The organism is Phyllobacterium endophyticum, from assembly GCF_003010935.1.
In the GTDB taxonomy this organism is placed as follows: domain Bacteria; phylum Pseudomonadota; class Alphaproteobacteria; order Rhizobiales; family Rhizobiaceae; genus Phyllobacterium; species Phyllobacterium endophyticum.
Genome location: NZ_PGGN01000007.1, coordinates 116,074 through 135,770 on the forward strand (window position 1 = coordinate 116,074; position 19,697 = coordinate 135,770).

Below are 19,697 nucleotides of genomic sequence, written 5' to 3' on the forward strand. Positions count from 1 at the left end.
CACAGGTTAAAAACGGCCAGCAGAAGGTTAATTTCGGCCAACAGTACAAAAACCATTTAGAAGCTCCCATGCCGGGATTGACACATTGAAACGGATCAAACTTAGCTGGCGAATTCTCATGTATTTTAAGAGGAGGAGCTATGTTGAGATTAATTTACAAATTCACCAAACGCGGCATTGCCGCCATTTTATTATCTGTCCTGTTCATGCAAAGTCATGCCCTTGCGGCTGATGAAGCAGTTTTGATCCACCGTGATGCCGAGCAACAGCCATATCGTTTTGGCATAGGCAAGGCGGATATCACGGGTCCCGCCGCTGAAAACGGCATGCTTGGCTTCGGCGGAGAACAAAGCACCGCCGGCATCCACATGCGGCAATGGGCCCGCGCCTTCATTATCCAGGGGCAAGGCGCCAACGCCGGGAGTCCGTTGGTCTATGTCAATACCGACCTTCAATCCGTGTCCATGTCGGTGCGCCAGGGCGTCTTGGCCAAGCTCAAGGTAAAATATCGGGCCACCGACGGCACAGCGCTTTATGGCGAGAACAACGTCATGCTGGCGGCAACGCATACCCATTCCGCCCCCGGCGGTTTTTCCCATTATGCAATATTAAACATTTTAACTCGCGGTTTCCAGAAACAGACTTACGATGCCATTGTCGATGGTATCGTGAGAGCTGTAGATCACGCGCATGAAAACATGAGAGAAGGCCGGCTCTATTACGGCACTGGCAAGCTTTATGGCGCCAGCGCAAATCGCGCACTCATACCATTCGGCCTGAACAGTCTCAGTCAGGAGGATAAAGACTATTACAAGAATGGCGTCGATCCGCAGATGACCGTTCTGAAATTCGTGGACTCTGAAAAGAAGATAAGGGGTGTCATCACCTGGTTTGCCGTACACACCACTTCCGTCGGCCCGACCAGTCATTTGATCTCGCCGGACAATAAGGGTTATGCCCAATATTATTGGGAGCGTTTCGAAAGCAGGAGGGATCCCGGTCTCTATGCGGATGATTTCGTCGCCGCGTTCGCACAAAGCAACGCTGGCGACATTTCACCAAATCTTGCCATACCGCTGCTCGACGACAAGGGCAAGGAAGTGCCGCGCAGCAAGAAAGAGCTGATCGCGTTCAATACTTGTCCCGGGGTTACCAACCCCGCCGCATGGAAAATGCCTCATCCAAATCCCGCTTGTCAATTCGAGAATGCCAGAAGGAATGGCATGCTGCAGTTTCAGACGGCCCTGAACATTGTCATGGGCAGAGAGACCGCCGGCGAAAAGGAACATCCGCTGGAAGAAGTTCGCGGCGCACTGGAAAGCCGCTTCCGCTATGTGGATTTTCCCGCTTTGCGCATAGCGAAAACCGATTCGGACGAGATACCGGTAAAGCCGGAGGCAAAGGCCGCCTTATGCGAGGCCGTACTGGGCGCATCGTTTAGAAGGGGAAGCCCTGAAGATAACCCGCCAACGACCCTTCCGGAGTGGTTACTCAGGGGTCTAGGGGAAAAACTGGACTTCTTCTTCGGCGGCTCTCCCCCTGCTGGGTTGAAAAGATGCCATGATACGAAAGAATTGTGGCTCAATACCGGAGGGAAGAAACCCTATCCCTGGACGGCCAATATCGTGCCGGTTCAATTATTCCAGATCGGGCAGATGGCCGTGCTTGGCGGTCCGGGAGAGTATACCGTGACGTCCGCTTTGAAAATTCGCCGGCAGGTCGCGGAGGTTTTCAAGAATAATCCCAACGCCAGACATGACATCAAGCATATTGTACTCAATGGCTATGCCAATGATTATATCGGCTATATCACAACCAGGAGAGAATACTCGAAAGACCAGTACGAAGCCGGGCATACGATTTTTGGTCCGGGTGAAAACCGCGCCTTCATCGAGCTTTTCGCTGGCCTCGCAACCGATTTGAGCAAGGGCGAGAAAAGCGTCAGTACGGGGACACCTCCGGATTTGTCAGCCAAGCAACTGAACTTTCAGACCGGCGTGGTGTTTGATTCAATATACATAGATCCAACGTTTGATCCGTCAAAGATTAGGTTCAGTTTGATTCCTTTCCTGATCGATACCGGGATAAGAGTAATAACCCACGATTTCGGCTACGTATTGACGCAGCCGAAGGCCACGTACAAGCGAGGGAATATTGTCAAGACATCGTTCGTTACCGGCCATCCCAAGAACAATCTGCGGACCGAAGGAACATTCCTGCAAGTTCTTTTCATTCCAAATGGCAAGACGGAAAAGGACGCGCAGATCGTTGCCACGGATGATGACTTCAACACCAAATACGCATGGGAGCGCGTGGGTATTATTGCGGGTTCGCAAGCGACCACTACGTGGGAGATACCCATGGATGCGCAGCCCGGTAGATATTTTATCAGGCACTACGGCGATTGGAAGGAACTCGGTTCAGGCCTGATTCGGGAACTTAAAGGGACGACCAATACCTTCAAAGTAGAATAGTCTCGGGAAATGGCCATCCGGGCTAACGGGTGGCCATTTTGATCTGCTTGCGACCCGGCCTGGTGCTTTTTCAAACGATCGGTTTGGGGAGGAAGTTTACGCTTGGCTAAAAGCAGTTTATTCTAAAGCACCAGAGTTATCAGTATTATCGAGAAAAAAGTATACTATACTTATGATTGCAAACCGCTCCTCCAAACACCCCGCCTCTCCTCGGTCAACTCGGATGCGCCGCAATTTTTTGCTTGCTTGGCCGCATTTAACCTTTGTTTGGCCGAAGATAACCTGTGAATTTTTGAGAAGTTGCAGAAGATAGCCCAGGAAATCTCAACGGAGCAGCAGATGCTGGATGGATGTTCCGTTGAGTTGATCTGACACCGAAGGGATAACGGCGCGAAACAGATTCCGGACAGTCGGGGTCCGCTACCGGCCGTAAACAGCTAGTGAGTGAAGCAAGTATGGCTCTACAAAAGGCACACACCGACTGGCTGACGGGAAACCCCACGAAAGTCCAACAATGGGCCGCCCTTTGGATCGGGTCGGCAGGCATGCAAATCTTTGGCCTGCAGCCGATCCTTCTCGGGGCGCTATACGCCGAGAAACGGGTGAACTTCGATGAACTCGCACTGATAGCAACCGCCGAACTCATCATGGTGGCACTCGGTTCTGTCATCGCGGGCTTTTTGTTTCCGACGACACACCTGCGCGCCAGATCTGCCTTGCTGCTCGTCCTTCTTGGCGCCTTGAACTATGCGGTCATTCTTGCGGCGGCGCCGGGCGAGCTTTTGCTGGTCAGGTCTCTTGCTGGACTTGTCGAGGGAGCGATGGTCGCAATCTCGGTCGAACTGATCGCCCGCTCTTGTCGTCCTGAACGGCTCGGCGGCATGTTCATTGGCCTGCAAACTTTTGCCCAGTGCATTCTCGCAGCGCTGATCGCAGTTTTTGTCGTTCCCGAGTTCGGATCGAATGGCGGATTTCTCGTGCTTGCCGCCGTGTGCGTCCTTTCGCTCGCGATCGCTCCCCTCGTTCCGGCCGAATATGGCAAGCTCATCCGGCCCGTGGCCGGCAAAGAGGGAATATACACACTCAAATCAGCCTTGGCACTTCTCGCCATCTTCACATTTTTTCTTTTCATCGGGGCGATCTGGGCTTTCCTCGAACCGCTCGGCGTAGGCAGCGGCATAGATGTCCAGACGATAGGCCTCCTGGTTTCGGCCAGCCTGGCGGTTCAGGTTTCGGGTGCGATATGTGCCACTTGGCTGGAAAGATCCATCGACTACCGGATTAGCATTGTCGCATGCACATTGTTGGCGATCGCCGCCTGTCTCGCGCTCGCAACCGATCCGGGTCTGACAACGTTCAGCGCAGCCGCGCTGTCTATTGCATTCATCTGGATGTTCATCACGCCCTACCAGATCGGTCTGACGATCGCCGCCGATCCCTCGCGCAGCACCGCCCTGCTTTTGCCGGCGGCGCAGCTTCTTGGGGCTGCCCTTGGACCAATTGCGGCCTCACTCCTGATCGTCGGTGATGATGCCAGCCTCGTTCCATGGTTTGCTGTCGGCGCCCTCCTCTCCAGCCTCACGCTTTTAATGCTCCTTATCGTTTATTCTCGCGGTTCGGCCATAACAGAAGGAAAACTGTCATGAATGTAGCCTTGCCGCGCGAACATTGGCAAAACTGGTCCGGCTACGTAAGCGCCAGGCCCTTGTCGCTTCGCCAGCCAACCGAACTTGAGCAGCTTGGCGATCTGATCAAGTCGTCACCGGGACCTGTGCGGTTTGTCGGCACGGGCCATTCATTCACGCCGCTCGTTCAAAGCCAGGGCACCATCCTTTCCCTTGACCATTTCGATGCGCTGGTTTCCCACGATCCGGCTGCGCTTCAGTCACGCATAGGTGCAGGCATCGAGATCGGAGCGCTTACGAGGAAGCTGCATCGCATTGGTCAGGCGCTGCCTAATATGGGGGATATCGACAAGCAGACGTTTGGTGGAGCGCTCGCAACTTCAACGCATGGTTCGGGCATAGGTCTCGGCGCCTATCCCACGCAATTGCGTGCCATGCAGATCGTTGATGGCAGGGGCGTCGTTCGAGAATTCAACAGCGGCGACCATTTCGATGAAATGGCGGCGATGGGGGCGTCGCTTGGCGTTTTTGGCGGCGTAACCGAGGTAACTATCCAGAATATCCTGCCTTATCGCCTGCACCGGCATCGTTGGGCTCAGTGCATCAAAGAGGTCCTTGACCAATTCGAAAGCATGATGACCGCGCACAGATCGTCGGAGTTTTACTACATACCCTTCTCCGGACAAGCCATATTCCTTTCGAGCGACATTACAGACGCGCCCATATCCACTCGCCCCCCCCAGAAGGACGATGACGGGGTGGTTACACTGCGCAGATTGCGCACGTTCCTGCTTCGCTTCCCTTGGCTTCGTGCCAGATTGATCGGATCCGCCATCAGCCGTCTTGCCGGGGAAGATTATGTGGGTGAGTGGCTCGATGTCTATGCCTCTGAACGCAACGTGAAGTTCAACGAGATGGAATATCACGTGCCTTTCGAGGAAGGCGCCGCAACTGTCCGGAAGATAATCTCCTTGCTCGAGAACGACTTTCCCCACGTCTATTTCCCGCTCGAGGTACGCGTCGTTGCGCCGGACGAAATCTGGCTCAGTCCGTTTTACCAGCGTGCCAGCTGCTCCATAGCCATACATCACGATGCCGCCGAAGATCCTCAGCCATTCTTCAGAGCCGCAGAGAAAATCTTCCTTGCTCACGGCGGAAGGCCGCATTGGGGAAAAATGCACAATCTGAAGGCGAAGGAACTCAGTACGCTCTATCCCCGCTGGGCGGATGCCATGGCGGTGCGCCGCGACATGGACCCGGACAATCGTTTCGTAACTCCCTATATTGCAGGCCTCCTGGGAATGGAACTTTGAACACCGATACCTACTTTGCTGCACTTTCGAGCGCGCTTGATCTTGCGGGGATGCATAGGCCAAGCCTTGTCCTCGACCTTGATCGCCTTGACGGCAATATCAGCGTCGTCAAGGAATGCCTGGCGCCCAATCTGGCGCTGCGGCTGGTCGACAAGTCCCTGCCAAGCCTCCCCTTGCTGAAGCACCTCGCCAATGCCTGTGGCACGGACCGCATCATGACGTTTCATCTGCCGGTTACGGCAGCCGTGCTTGCGGCGATGCCTGCCGCAACAGTTCTGCTCGGCAAGCCCATGCCAGGTGCGGCCGCCCGTCAGGCACTGTCAACAGGCGTTCTGAGCCGGATCGACAACCCGTTGGCGCGAATAACCTGGCTCGTCGATACGGATGAAAGATTGTCAGCCTATGGCGAACTCGCCGAGCAACTCGGGCAAGATTTCGCCTTCTGTTTCGAAGTGGATGTCGGTCTGCACCGCGGCGGCTACCCCGACGCGCCCGCCTTGAGCCGAGCTTTGGAGCAGCTCAAGAGATACCCCCGGCTGAAATGCCGGGGAATCATGGCCTATGAGGCGCAGATCAACCGTATCCCGGGACTTCTAGGAGGCCCCAAGAAAGCCTTGGCGAAGACACGAACGCTGTTGGGAGGTTTCCTTGCATGTCTCGGGCAGGATCAGCGCTCCATACTCAATATCGGCGGCAGTTCAACTGCTCTTCTCTATGATCCCGACATTGAGGCAAACGACGTCTCCTTAGGGTCTGCATTCCTGCTGCCGAGCGATTTCGATGTCCCCAGTCTGGCGCGGCTAAAGCCTCCCCTCTTCATCGCGGCTCCGGTGTTGAAGGTGGTCGATCCGATCCTGCCCGGCCTGGATAAGCGGACATGGATCATGCAGATGCTGGGCCTGGCGCCAAAGCGGGGTTGCTATCTCTATGGCGGCAAGTGGATGGCCGAACCTGTGCATCCGGACGGCATGAAGACTGACAAGATGTTTGGACTGTCCTCAAACCAGCAATTCATGGCGCTACCAGCGGGGTCCACGCTAAAGCCGGACGATTTTGCGTTTCTGCGACCCACGCAGAGCGAATCGGTGCTGCAACAATTCGGCTCGCTGGTCATCTACAGCAAGGGAACGATCACCGCCGAGTGGGAAACGCTTGGTCCCGCATGAGCAGGCTTCGGCTACCAGCCGGCTGGATCATGCTCCAGCCCCTCGCGTCTGCCAGGAACACGGCCAGTAGTGGCGAATTTGCGCCCGGGCCATCAGCGAGCGAATAACTTCACCATGGTGTTCGCCAACCGGCCATAGGGCGGCTTGAACTTGTCTGTCAACGGCGCTCGCGCCTGGAAGAGAACAGGCATTGCCTTGCTGAAGGTCACAAAGCCTTCACGGGCGTGGTAGTGACCCATGCCGCTTGCCCCGACACCGCCAAATGGCAGGTTATTGCAGGCAACGTGCAGCAGTGTATCGTTCACGCAAACGCCGCCCGCAACGACATTCCCGAGCATTTTCTCGACTTCGCGCTTGTCATCGCTAAAGCAATAGAAAGAAAGCGGACGCGGTTTCCCGAGAATATAGGCGATTGCTTCATCCGGCGTACTGTATGTCTTGACCACCAGTATCGGTCCGAAAATCTCCTCCTGCATGATCCGGCAATCTTCGCCGGGGTCAATGACCAGCGTCGGCTCCAGAAGGCGTTCGCTCGTTGCCTTTGCCTGATCGGTAAATCCGACGAGCGTGAGGACCTCGACGCCTTTCCCGCGGGCTTCATCGATGAGCGCGCGCAGGCGCCTGTACTGGCCTTCGTTCACAATGTGAGTATAGTCGGGGTTCGCATCTATCTGGGCATAGCGTGCGGCCACTTCAGCGCGGATCGCCTCGACGAACTCGCTTTTTCTGGCAAGCGGAACGAGCGCGTAGTCGGGCGCGATACATGTTTGCCCGGCGTTGAAAAGCTTGCCCGAAACTATCCGCGAAACCGCTTTTCCGAAACGCGCTGCCTCGCCGACATACGCAGGAGATTTTCCGCCAAGTTCCAAAGTAACGGGAGTAAGGTTGGGTGCGGCCGCAGCCATGACCTTCTTGCCGACCTCCGTGGAGCCGGTAAACAGCAAATGATCGAAAGGCAGGCCCGCAAACGCCCTGCCTGTCTCCGCATCGCCCAATGCCACCGCCACTCTGTCATCCGGAAACACGTCGGCGAGGAGCGCCCGCAGGAACTCGCTCGTCTTTGGGGTATGCTCCGACGGCTTGAGATAGACGTGATTGCCCGCGGCGATGGCCGTGGCAATCGGTATCAGGGCCAGGCTGACCGGATAGTTCCAGGGAGCAATGATCCCGATGACGCCGAGCGGAACGTATCGGACCTGCGCCTTCGCCGGCCACATACGCCAACCGGCCGAACGATGATCTGTTTTCATCCAGGACTTCAGATGCGCCAGCATGTGGTCGATCTCGTTGAACACGCTCATCCCGTCGCCAAGCATGCTCTCATGGCTTGAACGATGCCCGAAATCGGCGCTGATCGCTTGGACCATCAGGTCGAGGCGCTCTTTCAAGGCGGACCGCAGACGTTTGAGATCATCGCGACGCTGGTCATGATCAGGCCTGCGCTCGATCCAGGCCGTGCGTAGCCGTGCCAGGGTTGCCTCAAGCTCGTTTGCTTCCGATTCGACAGTCATCCTGATCGTCACTCTGTTCTCCTCCGCAAACCCGCTTCGCTGGCGTTCGATATGCCGGAACCCCATGATTGCCTGTTTGATGCGCGCCTTCCAAGGTTCCGCACGGCCACATGGGGGTGAATAACGGTCAACGAGCGCTCTAAGCGCTTTATATTGCGCTCAAACGTGCAATATTGATAGCGACATGGTTCCATATCGGAACCCGGAATGCGGAACACTTGCATGCATTATTCCAGCGAAAAGATCCATTCGTCCGCGGAGTTGCGGGCGTTGCTCGCTTTTGCCCTGGAAAACCAGATTACCGCAGAAGCCATACTTTCCAACACTGGCCTTGAACAACAGGAACTCGCCAAGCCGGGCACATTGATTTCTATTTCACAGATGTTCACGGCCATCCAGAATGCGCTTTCCAGTTCGAACGATCCGCACCTTGGACTGAAGCTTGGTCTGAAGATGCAGATCACCGCTTATGGAATGTTTGGCTATGCTCTTGTGAGCAGCACGACGGTGCGAGCCGCCTGTCATTTTGCCGAAAAGTACCAGGCTTTGACAATGCCTATGAGCACCCAGAAATTTAGGGAAACGAAGACCCATGGCATATGGTCGGTGGATCCCGATGTCGATGGCTCGTCAGATCCGCGCGTGTATAAGTTCAAGGTCGAACATGTGCTGGGCACTATTCTTTCATTTGCGAAAGATATCGTGGACCCGTCCGTCAAGCCTGCCGCGATCCGGTTGCGTTATCCAAAACCGCGCGATACTTCATTCTATGACGATATTTTCGACTGTGAAATCCAGTATGAGCAACCCGTAAATGAACTTCTCGTCCATCTGGATTTGCTGAATGCGATACCACGTCGTGCAGAAGAGATGACATTTTCGACGGTGCGCCAACTTTGCGATGAGATAGTCGGCCGTATGAATCAGTCGACGGGTTTGACCGGGAGGCTTCGACAGATTTTTATCGAAAGTGCCGGTTCTTTCCCTCCAATCAATGAGGCGTGCGGCCAATTGGGTGTCAGTGCCCGCACGTTGCGGCGCAAGCTGAGCGAGGAAGGAAGTTCATACCAGGCACTGCTGGATGAAACCCGGCTGTCGATCGCGAAGAAATATCTCAGGGACACTGAACTGACCATCGACGAGATCGCCCACCGGCTCAACTATAGCGACGCGTCGAACTTCAGGCACGCCTTCCGAAGGTGGACGAGTATTGCGCCCACCGATTATCGGAATGGAGCCCTGCAACCCGATTGAGCTGGGTAGACCACAGCATTGCCGTTTCAGAATTGACGATAGTGTTTCTGCTCGCCGCAGCAGAACTTGCGATCTGGTCATCCTGTTAGGTTGATGTTCCAACAGCTCCAATCCGCCGGCGCAGGCGCTTGGCAAGCTATTCTCACATATAAGATATTCATTCATATACGAATCTACCGGTGCTTGACCGTCGCACGTCGAAATTGCATCGTATCGGCAACGTCTTCGTATATGAATGGGGGCTAGGGGAGACTTGAACATGGTAGAGGACGACGACAGCGATCGTTATCGCGCGCCTGCGCTTGACAAGGGTTTGGATATACTCGAGCTGCTTTCCGGCATCGATGGAGGTCTCACGCAAGCGGAAATCGCCAAGTTTCTCGGCCGCAGTCCCAATGAATTCTATCGCATGCTGGATCGCCTTGTCCGCCGCGGATACGTTACCCGGCTTGAGGGTGACCGCTATTCCCTGACGCTGAAATTGTTCGGTCTTGCCCAGTTGCATGCCCCTGTCCGCCGTCTTGCTTCCTATGCGACACCGCTGATGCGTGAACTCGCGGTAATATCGAAACAGGCCAACCAGCTGAGTGTCTTCGACCGCGGCGCGGCAGTGGTTATCGCCCAGCAGGAGGCGCCGGATTATTGGGGTATTTCAATCAGAGTCGGCTCGCACATCAGCCTGTTCAATACCGGCTCCGGTCACGTCCTCCTGGCTTTCCGCTCCAGCGAGGAGCGAGCCCTGATGATTGCCGAATACGAACAGCATGCCGACGATATCGCCCAGCCGGCGGACTTTAGCGAGCGCCTGAACGATATTCGCGAGCGCGGCTATGAAATCATGCCCAGCGCCCAGACCGCCGGCGTCTTCAATGTCTCTGCGCCTGTCCTCGGACCCGATGGCAGGGCGATTGCCGCATTGACCTGTCCCTATATTCAGTTGCTGAATATCCCGGATGCGCCCGGCGTCGACGAAGCCCGCCAAATGCTGGTCACCACGGCACAAAAGCTCTCGGAGCTCGCCGGCGCCGATGTCATACATTCGAGCGTGCTGCGCCAGGCGTGAAAGGAAGGCAACGCAATGTCACATATGGCGATGATCGACACCCATCTGCACCTCATCGACCAATCGGTCTTGACCTATCCCTGGTTGTCGGGATCCGAAGCGTTGAACCGGAACTTCCTGTACGAAAAATATGCAACTCAGGCCCATCGCGTCGGGATCACGCACGCGCTGCACATGGAAGTCGATGTCGCGCCTGCCGAGATCGAGACCGAAACCGATTATGTCGCGAGTCTCGCCCGCCAGAGTGGCAATCTCATCGCCGGAGCAATCTCCGCCTGCCGTCCGGAGGAGCCTGGCTTCGCTGCCTTTCTCCAGCGCCAGCAGATCAACCCCTTCGTCAAGGGCTTCCGGCGGGTGCTTCACGTCATGCCGGACAACCTCTCCGAAGATCCGCTTTTTCGCGAGAACATAAAAAGGCTCGGCGGCACCGGACTGACCTTCGATCTATGTGTATTGCCAAGGCAGATAGACAAGGCGATCGCACTGGTCGATCTCGCACAGGACGTCCAGTTCATCCTTGATCACTGCGGCGTGCCGGACATCAAGGCCAACGGTCTTGAGGAGTGGCGCGGCAAGATCACCGACATCGCCAGGCGCCCAAATGTCACCGCCAAGATTTCCGGCGTCGTCGCCTATGCGGATGCGGAGACCTGGCGCCTTGAAACGCTGGAGCCTTACGTTCATCATGTCGTAGAGAGTTTCGGGTGGGATCGTCTCGTCTGGGGTAGCGACTGGCCCGTCTGCACGCTCGGCGGAGGCCTTTCGACCTGGGTCGCCGCGACGCATGCCCTGCTTTCCGGCTGCAGTGACGATGAAAAGGCCAGGCTGTTCTCCGGAAATGCCCGCCGCATCTGGAAATTGCGTTAGCTCAAGCCTAATTCTCCAGTGCATCTCTGAATAAGCTTGCCTGTCGTAACCTCCCGCTTTACCTCTCAAGTTTCTTGATCAGATCAACATTTGCGGAGAACCAATGGCGGCGGAAATAAGTGGACCTGACCTGTTCAGCGTTGTCGTACTGCTTGGGGCGGGCGTTGTTGCCGTGCCGCTGTTCAAGCGGCTGGGCCTTGGTTCTGTTCTCGGGTATCTCGCCGCCGGCATTATCATCGGCCCATTCGGTCTGAAGTTCTTCTCTGATCCGCAGACGATCCTGCATGTCGCGGAACTTGGCGTCGTCATGTTCCTGTTCCTCATAGGGCTCGAGATGCAGCCTTCCCGGTTATGGGGCCTGCGCAAGAGCATATTTGGCCTCGGCGCGCTGCAGGTTGGCCTTTGCGGGCTGCTCCTGACCGGCGTCGGCATCGGCACGGGCTTCCCGGTGGCCCAGTCCTTCGTGGCGGGTGCCGGGTTCGTTCTGACCTCGACGGCCATCGTCATGCAATTGCTGCAGGAGCGCGGCGAGATCGCGACCCCGCAGGGCCAGCGCATGGTGTCGATCCTCCTGTTCGAAGATCTGACCATTGTTCCGCTTCTGGCGCTTGTGGCTTTCCTCGCGCCGATGGGTTCTTCGCAAGGGGGCTTGCAATGGATCAACGTGGCGATCGGCATCGGCGCCATTGCCGGACTGGTTGTCGCCGGCAAATACCTGCTCAACCCCCTGTTTGGATTTCTCGCCCAGTCGCGTGCCCGCGAGGTCATGACCGCGGCCGCCCTTCTCGTGGTCCTCGGCTCCGCCCTCATCATGCAGGTCAGTGGCCTCTCCATGGCAATGGGCGCGTTCCTCGCAGGCGTGCTTCTGTCTGAATCGACTTTCCGGCATCAGCTTGAAGCGGACATCGAGCCGTTCCGCGGCATTCTGCTCGGCCTGTTCTTTCTCGCGGTCGGCATGTCGCTCGATCTTGGCGTCGTGGCAGCCAACTGGAAGATGGTGCTGTTCTATGTGGTCGCGTTCAAGCTGGTGAAGGGTGCGGGAATATTTGCCGTCGCCCGACTGCTCAGGTCATCCAATCGGGAAGCGCTGGAGCGTGCGGTCCTCATGGCGCAGGGCGGGGAGTTCGCCTTCGTGCTCTATGCCGCGGCCACTGCCGTTGGAATACTCGACGGCGAGGCCAACGCTATTCTGACAGCCATCATCATCTTCTCGATGGTGTTGACGCCGCTGTTCATCGTCGCTTTGCGCTTCCTTGTGCCCAAGGAAAAGCAGGACCTGGAAGAGGTCGATATAGCAGACGGCCTTACGGGCAACGTGCTCATCATCGGTTTCGGGCGTTTCGGCCAGATTTCCTGCCAGCCCTTGCTGATACGAGGCGTCGATATATCCATCATCGATAATGACGTGGAGATGATCCAGGCGGCATCGCAGTTCGGCTTCAAGGTCTATTATGGTGACGGCACGCGGCTGGACATCCTGCACGCCGCGGGTGCGGGACGCGCGCAAACTGTGTTGATCTGCGTCGACAAGGCCGAAACAATCCTGACGATCGCCAATCTGATCAAGGCCGAGTTTCCGATGGTCCAGATTTATGCGCGAGCCTTCGACCGCGGCAATACGATCGAACTCATCAAGCTCGGCGTCGATTTCCAGATGCGCGAGACATTCGAATCCGCGTTGATCTTTGGCGAAAACACCTTGATCGGCCTGGGCGTTGACCCGCAGGAAGCCGCGGATATAACCGCAGACGTGCGCCGTCGCGACGCGGAGCGTCTCGACCTGCAGCTTGCCGGGGGCATTCGTGCGGGTGCCGATCTGATGAAGGGCAACGCGCCGGTTCCGGGGCCTCTGGTCAGGCCGCGGCAGCGGGGACGTGCGCTAAGCGACGAGACGGCAAGCGTGCTGCCAAGCATACAAAGTGCCGATGCCAACTGAGACACTATATCAGATGGCCAATTGAGACCGGGAGACACAAATGCCTGAAACCGAACAGACGACAATCGCCGGCATCGTGGATTTCTGGCGCGAAGCGGGCGAAGGCAAGTGGTTCGTCAAGGACGAGGAATTCGACGAGATTTGCCGCCAGCGCTTTCTTGATGATCACTACGCGGCAGCTCGCCGCCAGTACGAACAATGGGTCGAAACCCCGGACGGCGCCCTGGCGCTGATGATCCTCCTCGATCAGTTTCCCCGCAACTTCTTTCGCGAAACCGCGCATATGTATGCAACCGATACACTCGCCCGCATGTATGCCAGCCGGGCCCTGGAGCAGGCCCACGATATATCCACCGAGGCTGGTCTGCGCGCTTTCTTCTACATGCCGTTCATGCACTCGGAAGACCTCGGAGATCAGCGGCGCTGTGTCGAATTGTGCAGTGGCGGATCACCCGCCAACCTGGAATACGCCCACGAGCACCATGACATCATCCAGCGCTTCGGCCGCTTCCCGCATCGCAACTTCATTCTCGGCCGCACCACCACCGAGGAAGAACAGGCCTTCCTCGATAGCGGCGGGTTTTCAGGGTAGAGGGCGGCGACAGAGTGCGCCGCCGTCCTTTTGCTTTCGGCTCAGAGGACGAAGAAGTCGGCGGTCGGGTCTCCATCCGTGTTGTTTACAAGAAAGGCAATGTCGTTTCCCTGTTCGCCGTTCACTTCGCCAACAATGGTATTGTAGCCCTCCAAGCTGTTCGAGATGAAAGCGAGCTCGCCGGCCGCGCCCGTGAGGTTCTCTACGGACCCAACCCAAACAAATGCGTCCTCCTCTGTGGTGGTGTTGGCGTCGATCAGGGAGAGATTGATTACGTCGTCTTCTCCGCGGAAAAAGTCTTGTATGAACGTAAACGCGGACGACAATTCTTCAACGGAAGCGAACACAAATCGATCCGCCCCGAATCCGCCATAAAGAGTTTCATTGCCACCGGCACCAAACCCGGCATACAGAAGATCGTTGCCGTTGCCACCGATGAGCGTGTCGTTGCCACCGCCGCCGTCAATCAAGTCGTTGCCGCCTTCTCCAAACACTGTGTTATCGCGTGAATTGCCGAAGAAGCCGTCATCGAACTCCGTCAGGGTGTCTGTCTCAATACTTGCGCGAAAGTAACTGCTTGTCTCACCTCCAAAATTCATGTCCATTAGATACGGACTGTCTTCAAGGGCTGCGAGCGACGCCGAAGGATCCTGCAACGTGACTTCTGCGCCGGAAGAAAGGTTCCGCAAGTCCATGCTGTCTTGTGGGCCCTCTCCGCCATCAAACGTAATGCTACCGTCAGATGAGGCAGGAATCGAATCCGCCTGCAAGCTGAAACTGTCGTCGCCGTTGCCTCCGTTTAAGCTGTTTTGGCCGGAGCCGACAATGAAAGTGTCCTTGCCCTCGCCGCCGGACGCCATATCATCACCGGCGCCATCGTAGATGGTGTCGTCACCCGCGCTGCCGGTGAGGTTATCATTCCCGTCTTCGCCCCTGACTTCTCCACCTCCTTCTTCTTGCAGCGCCGCAAAAGCGGCAACCGCAGCTGCGCCGCCAAGGCTCAAAGTGTCATTGCCATGGCCGCCGATCATCGTATCGGCGCCGCCGCCGCCATTGGCCGAAAAGCCTGTGATGCTGGACGAGCCGTCGAAGACATCGGCCCCGGCAGTACCAACCAGTTTTTCGATGGAAATGAGTGTGTCACCCTGCGCATCGCCGCCCGTGCTGACACCACCGAGCACCAGATGAACAGGCGCAGCGCTGGTGGAATAGTCGGCCGTATCGATGCCGCTGCCGCCATCGAGCACATCCGCGCCGATGCCGCCGACGAGAATGTCGTCGCCTGCCATGCCATAGAGCTTGTCGGCACCCGCAAGGCCCGCCAGCACGTTCCTATGGATGTTGCCGGTGAGCGTATCGCCAAAATTCGAGCCGACGACATTCTCGAAACCGCTGATGGAATCGCCCTGCGCATGGTTGCCCGGGCCTGAGCCAGAGCCGGAGGTTGTGCCGCCGCCAGCATCGTTGAGTGTCACTCTCACGCTTGAACCCGATTGCGAATAACCGAGCGTGTCGCTGCCGGAGCCTCCATTCATGGCGTCGCCGGCGACACCGCCCTCGATATAATCGTTACCGTCCTGGCCGTTGAGCGAATCGCCGCCCGTGCCGCCCTCGACAATATCCGAGCCACCGCCGGCATTGATCGAGTCGCCGCCGCCATTGCCATGAACATGCTCGTTGGCATTGCTGCCATTAAAGGAATTTCCCGCCTCGCTGAGCGATATTTCGATTGTGCTTGGATCTATACCGAGAAGTTGCAGCAAGCCGTTTGGTAGATTGATAGCCATGATAGTCCTCCCGTTCGCGCTGCGAAGGGTGGCCCCCGGTCATGGGAACCCCAACCCCATGCAATGCGAGTTAAATCGTACTACACATTTCGATGTAGGCCTACTCATAAGAGGCTTGGTTACAATTTGTTACTTTTCGGACTAAAGATATACACGTCTAGGCGCAATTTTTACTGAATGTATTCATGAAACACTGAACGGAATATTCTCTGGTGAGTTTGGCGGCCTGATTTTAGGTCCTGTCCTCTTGAACGTCGTACATCTCCCTGCCATTATGCCCTATCTGGCGCCCATCCATTTTCACATGACAGCCAGCAAACAGGGACTGACCGCGCATCGATGCCGGAAGAAAAATCTGAAGAACCTCCGACTGTGCGAAGCAAGCTGACCCTGCCTGCGCAGCGTCAGCAAAGTGTTCCTGTGAATTCCCCATCCCATCATTTTGCCTGCGCCGCAGCGTTTTCCCCATGCGCCGCGGCGCGCTGATTTTTATTTAAGGACCCGACAGCCCAATGGACTGGACACTGGAATGGATTGCCGACCCCAATGCCTGGATAGGCCTTGCCACGCTTGTCGTGCTCGAGATCGTTCTTGGCATCGACAATCTTGTTTTCATCGCAATTCTTGCAGACAAGCTGCCGCCGAGCCAGCGTAACCGCGCCCGCATCGTCGGCCTGTCGCTGGCGCTCGTCATGCGACTTCTTCTGCTTGCCTCCATATCATGGGTCGTCAGGCTGACGACGCCGCTGTTCTCCATCGCCGGTCTCGAATTCGCCGGAAGGGATATCATCCTCATTCTCGGTGGCGTCTTTCTGCTCTTCAAGGGCACGATGGAACTGCATGAGCGGCTCGAGGGTCACATGTCCGCCAAGGAGAGCAATATCGCACATGCGGTTTTCTGGCAGGTGATCGCGCAGATTGTCGTTCTTGATGCCGTGTTCTCACTCGACAGCGTGATTACCGCCGTAGGCATGGTAAAACACCTCGAAGTGATGATGATCGCGGTCGTCATTGCCGTTGGCGTGATGATGCTCGCATCGAAACCTCTGATGAGCTTCGTCAACCGCCACCCGACAGTGGTCATTCTCTGCCTTGGCTTCCTGATGATGATCGGCTTCAGCCTGATCGTCGAAGGCTTCGGCTTCCATATTCCGAAGGGCTATCTCTATGCAGCCATCGGTTTCTCTGTGCTCGTCGAAGCAGCCAACCAGATCGGAAGGCGCAATCGCGAAAGGCGCATCACGACGATGGATCTGCGCGACCGGACTGCGGGTGCCGTACTGCGGCTGCTCGGCGGCGGCCGCAACGGAGACGCCCCCCACTCGGATACACTCGACGTCATAGCCGAGCAGAGTGCCGCGAGCGATGTGTTTCATCCGGAGGAAAAGGAGATGATCCGCGGCGTGCTCGATCTCGTGGAGCGGCCCGTACGCTCGATCATGTCGCCGCGCAACGAAGTGGAATGGCTGGATCTGAACGAGACCAATGAGGAGCTCCTTGCCGAAATCCGCACCCTCGCCCATAGCCGCGTCGTTCTCGCGCGCGGGCGCGTCGACGAATTCGTCGGCGTTGCGCTCACCAAGGACCTGCTTTTCGCCATACTCGATGGCGGCAAGATCGATTGGGAAAAAGTCACGCGTCAGCCATTGATCCTGCACGAAAACGCCAATGTCCTGCGTGTCATGGAACAGTTGCGCGGCTCCTCGGTGCAGATGGGCGTCGTTCTCGACGAGCATGGTTCGTTCGAAGGCGTTGTCACCCCCACGGACATTCTGGAAGCTATCGCCGGTGACTTCCCGGAAGAAGGCGAGGAAAGCCCGATCCTCGAACGCTCCGAGGATGGCAGCATGGTCGTCGATGCCTATATCGATATCCGCCGTCTTGGCGGTCTGATCGATCGCGACCTCGTCGATGAGGGCGATCGCTATACGACGCTGGCCGGCTATATCCTGTGGAACCTCGGCTATATCCCGGCCGAAGGCGAGAAGCTGATTGTCGACGATCTCGAATATAAGATTGTCGAGATGGACGGCCGCAACATCGGCAAGGTACGGATCAGCTCTACCTCGGCGAGCGCTGTGTTCATCTGAACGATCCGTTGCGCTCCTCCCGAACATTCGCACGCGCGTCGAGAAATCCCTAAAACACGGTAACTGGCAGGCGATTGGATTGTATTACATTCGACATTGCTTTCGCCTTTTCAAGGGGATGCCGGCGCTGTTACGCGCCCGCACGGAGTTCGCGCTCTGCTTTTTAACGTTTGGCGCCTAGTTACCGAGAATCGCCTTTTTGAAGGCCTCGACATTGTGGTGCATCATGTCGATGTAAGTTGCCGCACCGTCCTCCGGCTTGGAGAGCGCATCCGAAAACAGCGTACCGCCCACGCTCAGCTTGGTTTCGCTGGCAATCTGCTCGATCAGGCGCGGATTGGTAATGTTCTCGACAAAGATCGCCGAAGCCTTGTCGTCCTTGATCTGCTTGATCAGATGGACGATATCGGCTGCGGACGCCTCGGAATCGGTTGAGATGCCCTCCGGCGCGAGGAACTTCAGGCCATATTCGTGCTGGAAGTAACCGAACGCATCGTGCGACGTGATGACCAGGCGCTTGTTCTCGGGTATGGAGGCAATTGCCGATTTCACATCGGCTTCCGTGGCGTCCAGCTTTTGCGTGTAGCTCGCCGCATTGGCCTTGTAGACGTCGCAGTTTGCCGCATCCGCGGTGCAGAAGGCATCGGCAATGTTCTTGACGTAGATCTTGGCATTGCTGATCGACTGAAACGCATGCGGATCGTAGGCCCCGTGGTCGTGCCCATCTGCCTCCTCGTGCTTGTGCACTTCACCCGCCGCCTGATCATGGTCATGATCTTCTTCGGCACTCTTGATCGGCTCGACACCCTTGGTCAGTTCCACGATCGGCGCCTTGGTCGCACTCGCCTCGACAAGACGCGGCAGGAAACCTTCGAAGTGCAGGCCATTGACCAGAACGACATCGGCGGAGGCCACCGCTGCCGCATCGGAAGGCTTCGGTTCATAGACGTGCGCGTCGCCGTCCGGGCCAACCAGCGTTGTCAGTGAAATCTTGTCACCGCCGACATTCCGGGCAAAGTCGGAGATGATCGTGAAGCTGGAGACGACTTTCAAACCTTCCGCCGACGCAGGGGAATGGCTGGAAAGTAATAGTATAACATTCAAAGTCGCAGCGAGTTTAAGGGCCTTGATCATAGCGTTTTTCCTTTTGTGCTAGGCGGTTCTGTGGCGATAGGGTCGCAGGCGGCTATTGATAATGCCGCGCGTCCCCGCGAGGATCGATACGAGGTAGATCGCCCCGGCAGACAGGATGATCGCCGGTCCGGATGGTACCGAATAATGGTAGGAAACAAGAAGTCCGCCTGCGCAGGAGATGCAGCCGATGACAATCGCCAGCGCGCACATCGGCCCCACCCGCGACGTCCAGAAACGCGCCGCGGCGGCGGGCAGCATCATCAGTCCGACAGCAAGGAGCGTCCCCAGCGCCTGGAACCCGCCAACGAGGTTGATCACGACCAGCGCCAGAAATATGAAATGTACGGGTGTACCGATACGGCTGACCGAGCGCAGGAACAGTGGGTCGAGACATTCGGCAACGAGCCCGCGCCAGAAGATCGCGAGGGTGACGACACTGATCGCCGAAATTGCGCCAATCAGGCCGAGCGCCTCATTGTTGAGCGCGAGCACCGTTCCAAACAACACATGCATCAAATCGACGTTCGATCCGCGCAGGGAAACGATCATGACGCCGAGCGCCAGCGAAATGAGATAGAAAGCCGCCATCGAGGCGTCTTCCTTCTGGATCGTAAAGCGCGATACCGCACCGGCGCCGAGCGCCACGATGACACCGGCGATCAGTCCGCCAATGGTCATGGGTACGATCTGCAGCCCGTAGAGCAGAAAGCCAACCGCAGCCCCGGGCAGGATGGCATGTGCCATCGCATCGCCAGTCAGGCTCATGCGGCGCAGCATCAGGAACACGCCGACTGGGCACGAACCGAACGACAGCGCGAGCGACCCGGCAAGCGCACGCTGCATGAAACTATACTCGACGAAGGGAGCGATCAGATAATCGTACAT

The 19,697-nt window shown here is 57.0% G+C and carries 14 protein-coding genes; 10 read left to right on the top strand and 4 right to left on the bottom strand.

The features are described 5' to 3' along the window. Nucleotides 1-140: 140 nt before the first annotated feature. The 4 genes from CU100_RS24965 to CU100_RS24980 all read left to right on the top strand — a co-directional run bounded on the left by CU100_RS24965 (nucleotide 141) and on the right by CU100_RS24980 (nucleotide 6,578). Nucleotides 141-2,474 carry a neutral/alkaline non-lysosomal ceramidase N-terminal domain-containing protein gene (locus CU100_RS24965; protein ID WP_106719350.1) on the top strand — a complete coding sequence of 778 codons (2,334 nt, stop codon included), beginning with the start codon at nucleotides 141-143 and terminating at the stop codon, nucleotides 2,472-2,474. A gap of 455 nt (nucleotides 2,475-2,929) precedes the next feature. Then, nucleotides 2,930-4,120, top strand: a complete 1,191-nt coding sequence (locus tag CU100_RS24970; RefSeq protein ID WP_106719351.1) for an MFS transporter — start codon at nucleotides 2,930-2,932, stop codon at nucleotides 4,118-4,120. Beyond that, on the top strand, nucleotides 4,117-5,412 hold the full coding sequence (locus CU100_RS24975) for a D-arabinono-1,4-lactone oxidase (RefSeq protein ID WP_106719352.1): 1,296 nt from the start codon (nucleotides 4,117-4,119) through the stop codon (nucleotides 5,410-5,412). The genes CU100_RS24970 and CU100_RS24975 overlap by 4 nt, the downstream gene beginning before the upstream one ends. After that, nucleotides 5,409-6,578 (top strand): alanine racemase, encoded by a 1,170-nt coding sequence (locus CU100_RS24980; protein ID WP_245419233.1) that lies wholly within the window; start codon nucleotides 5,409-5,411, stop codon nucleotides 6,576-6,578. Before CU100_RS24975 ends, CU100_RS24980 begins: the two co-directional genes overlap by 4 nt. Nucleotides 6,579-6,670: 92 nt before the next feature. Here the strand turns inward: CU100_RS24980 and CU100_RS24985 are convergent, their stop codons facing one another. Then, nucleotides 6,671-8,101 carry a coniferyl aldehyde dehydrogenase gene (locus tag CU100_RS24985; RefSeq protein WP_183635430.1) on the bottom strand — a complete coding sequence of 477 codons (1,431 nt, stop codon included), beginning with the start codon at nucleotides 8,099-8,101 and terminating at the stop codon, nucleotides 6,671-6,673. A gap of 210 nt (nucleotides 8,102-8,311) precedes the next feature. Here CU100_RS24985 and CU100_RS24990 point away from each other — a divergent pair, with 210 nt between their 5' ends. The 5 genes from CU100_RS24990 to CU100_RS25010 all read left to right on the top strand — a co-directional run bounded on the left by CU100_RS24990 (nucleotide 8,312) and on the right by CU100_RS25010 (nucleotide 13,801). Beyond that, nucleotides 8,312-9,343, top strand: a complete 1,032-nt coding sequence (locus CU100_RS24990; RefSeq protein ID WP_170113966.1) for an AraC family transcriptional regulator — start codon at nucleotides 8,312-8,314, stop codon at nucleotides 9,341-9,343. A gap of 259 nt (nucleotides 9,344-9,602) precedes the next feature. Beyond that, nucleotides 9,603-10,406, top strand: a complete 804-nt coding sequence (locus CU100_RS24995) for an IclR family transcriptional regulator (protein ID WP_106719354.1) — start codon at nucleotides 9,603-9,605, stop codon at nucleotides 10,404-10,406. Nucleotides 10,407-10,430: 24 nt separating this feature from the next. Beyond that, a complete protein-coding gene (locus tag CU100_RS25000) occupies nucleotides 10,431-11,273 on the top strand; it encodes an amidohydrolase family protein (RefSeq protein WP_245419246.1) in 843 nt (280 codons plus the stop codon). A 103-nt stretch (nucleotides 11,274-11,376) separates the two neighbouring features. Continuing rightward, nucleotides 11,377-13,209, top strand: a complete 1,833-nt coding sequence (locus tag CU100_RS25005; protein ID WP_106719355.1) for a monovalent cation:proton antiporter-2 (CPA2) family protein — start codon at nucleotides 11,377-11,379, stop codon at nucleotides 13,207-13,209. Nucleotides 13,210-13,249: 40 nt separating this feature from the next. Next, complete coding sequence (locus CU100_RS25010; RefSeq protein ID WP_106719356.1) at nucleotides 13,250-13,801, top strand: DUF924 family protein; 552 nt, start codon at nucleotides 13,250-13,252, stop codon at nucleotides 13,799-13,801. Between the two features lie 41 nt (nucleotides 13,802-13,842). Here the strand turns inward: CU100_RS25010 and CU100_RS25015 are convergent, their stop codons facing one another. Then, nucleotides 13,843-15,588, bottom strand: coding sequence for a calcium-binding protein (locus CU100_RS25015; protein WP_106719357.1), 1,746 nt, complete (start codon nucleotides 15,586-15,588; stop codon nucleotides 13,843-13,845). A gap of 512 nt (nucleotides 15,589-16,100) precedes the next feature. Here CU100_RS25015 and CU100_RS25025 point away from each other — a divergent pair. After that, nucleotides 16,101-17,678 (top strand): TerC family protein, encoded by a 1,578-nt coding sequence (locus CU100_RS25025; RefSeq protein WP_106719359.1) that lies wholly within the window; start codon nucleotides 16,101-16,103, stop codon nucleotides 17,676-17,678. A 177-nt stretch (nucleotides 17,679-17,855) separates the two neighbouring features. Here CU100_RS25025 and aztC read toward each other — a convergent pair whose 3' ends face one another. Continuing rightward, a complete protein-coding gene (gene aztC / locus CU100_RS25030; RefSeq protein ID WP_106719360.1) occupies nucleotides 17,856-18,812 on the bottom strand; it encodes a zinc ABC transporter substrate-binding protein AztC in 957 nt (318 codons plus the stop codon). Between the two features lie 18 nt (nucleotides 18,813-18,830). Beyond that, on the bottom strand, nucleotides 18,831-19,697 hold the full coding sequence (gene aztB, locus CU100_RS25035; protein WP_106719361.1) for a zinc ABC transporter permease AztB: 867 nt from the start codon (nucleotides 19,695-19,697) through the stop codon (nucleotides 18,831-18,833).

Bases quoted from the DNA above. Each gene is read 5' to 3' on its own strand.
- CU100_RS24965 (WP_106719350.1), top strand. From the start codon at position 141: ATGTTGAGATTAATTTACAAATTCACCAAACGCGGCATTGCCGCCATT.
- CU100_RS24970 (WP_106719351.1), top strand. From the start codon at position 2,930: ATGGCTCTACAAAAGGCACACACCGACTGGCTGACGGGAAACCCCACG.
- CU100_RS24975 (WP_106719352.1), top strand. From the start codon at position 4,117: ATGAATGTAGCCTTGCCGCGCGAACATTGGCAAAACTGGTCCGGCTAC.
- CU100_RS24990 (WP_170113966.1), top strand. From the start codon at position 8,312: ATGCATTATTCCAGCGAAAAGATCCATTCGTCCGCGGAGTTGCGGGCG.
- CU100_RS24995 (WP_106719354.1), top strand. From the start codon at position 9,603: ATGGTAGAGGACGACGACAGCGATCGTTATCGCGCGCCTGCGCTTGAC.
- CU100_RS25000 (WP_245419246.1), top strand. From the start codon at position 10,431: ATGGCGATGATCGACACCCATCTGCACCTCATCGACCAATCGGTCTTG.
- CU100_RS25005 (WP_106719355.1), top strand. From the start codon at position 11,377: ATGGCGGCGGAAATAAGTGGACCTGACCTGTTCAGCGTTGTCGTACTG.
- CU100_RS25010 (WP_106719356.1), top strand. From the start codon at position 13,250: ATGCCTGAAACCGAACAGACGACAATCGCCGGCATCGTGGATTTCTGG.
- CU100_RS25015 (WP_106719357.1), bottom strand. From the start codon at position 15,588: ATGGCTATCAATCTACCAAACGGCTTGCTGCAACTTCTCGGTATAGAT.
- CU100_RS25025 (WP_106719359.1), top strand. From the start codon at position 16,101: ATGGACTGGACACTGGAATGGATTGCCGACCCCAATGCCTGGATAGGC.
- aztC (WP_106719360.1), bottom strand. From the start codon at position 18,812: ATGATCAAGGCCCTTAAACTCGCTGCGACTTTGAATGTTATACTATTA.
- aztB (WP_106719361.1), bottom strand. From the start codon at position 19,697: ATGTACGATTATCTGATCGCTCCCTTCGTCGAGTATAGTTTCATGCAG.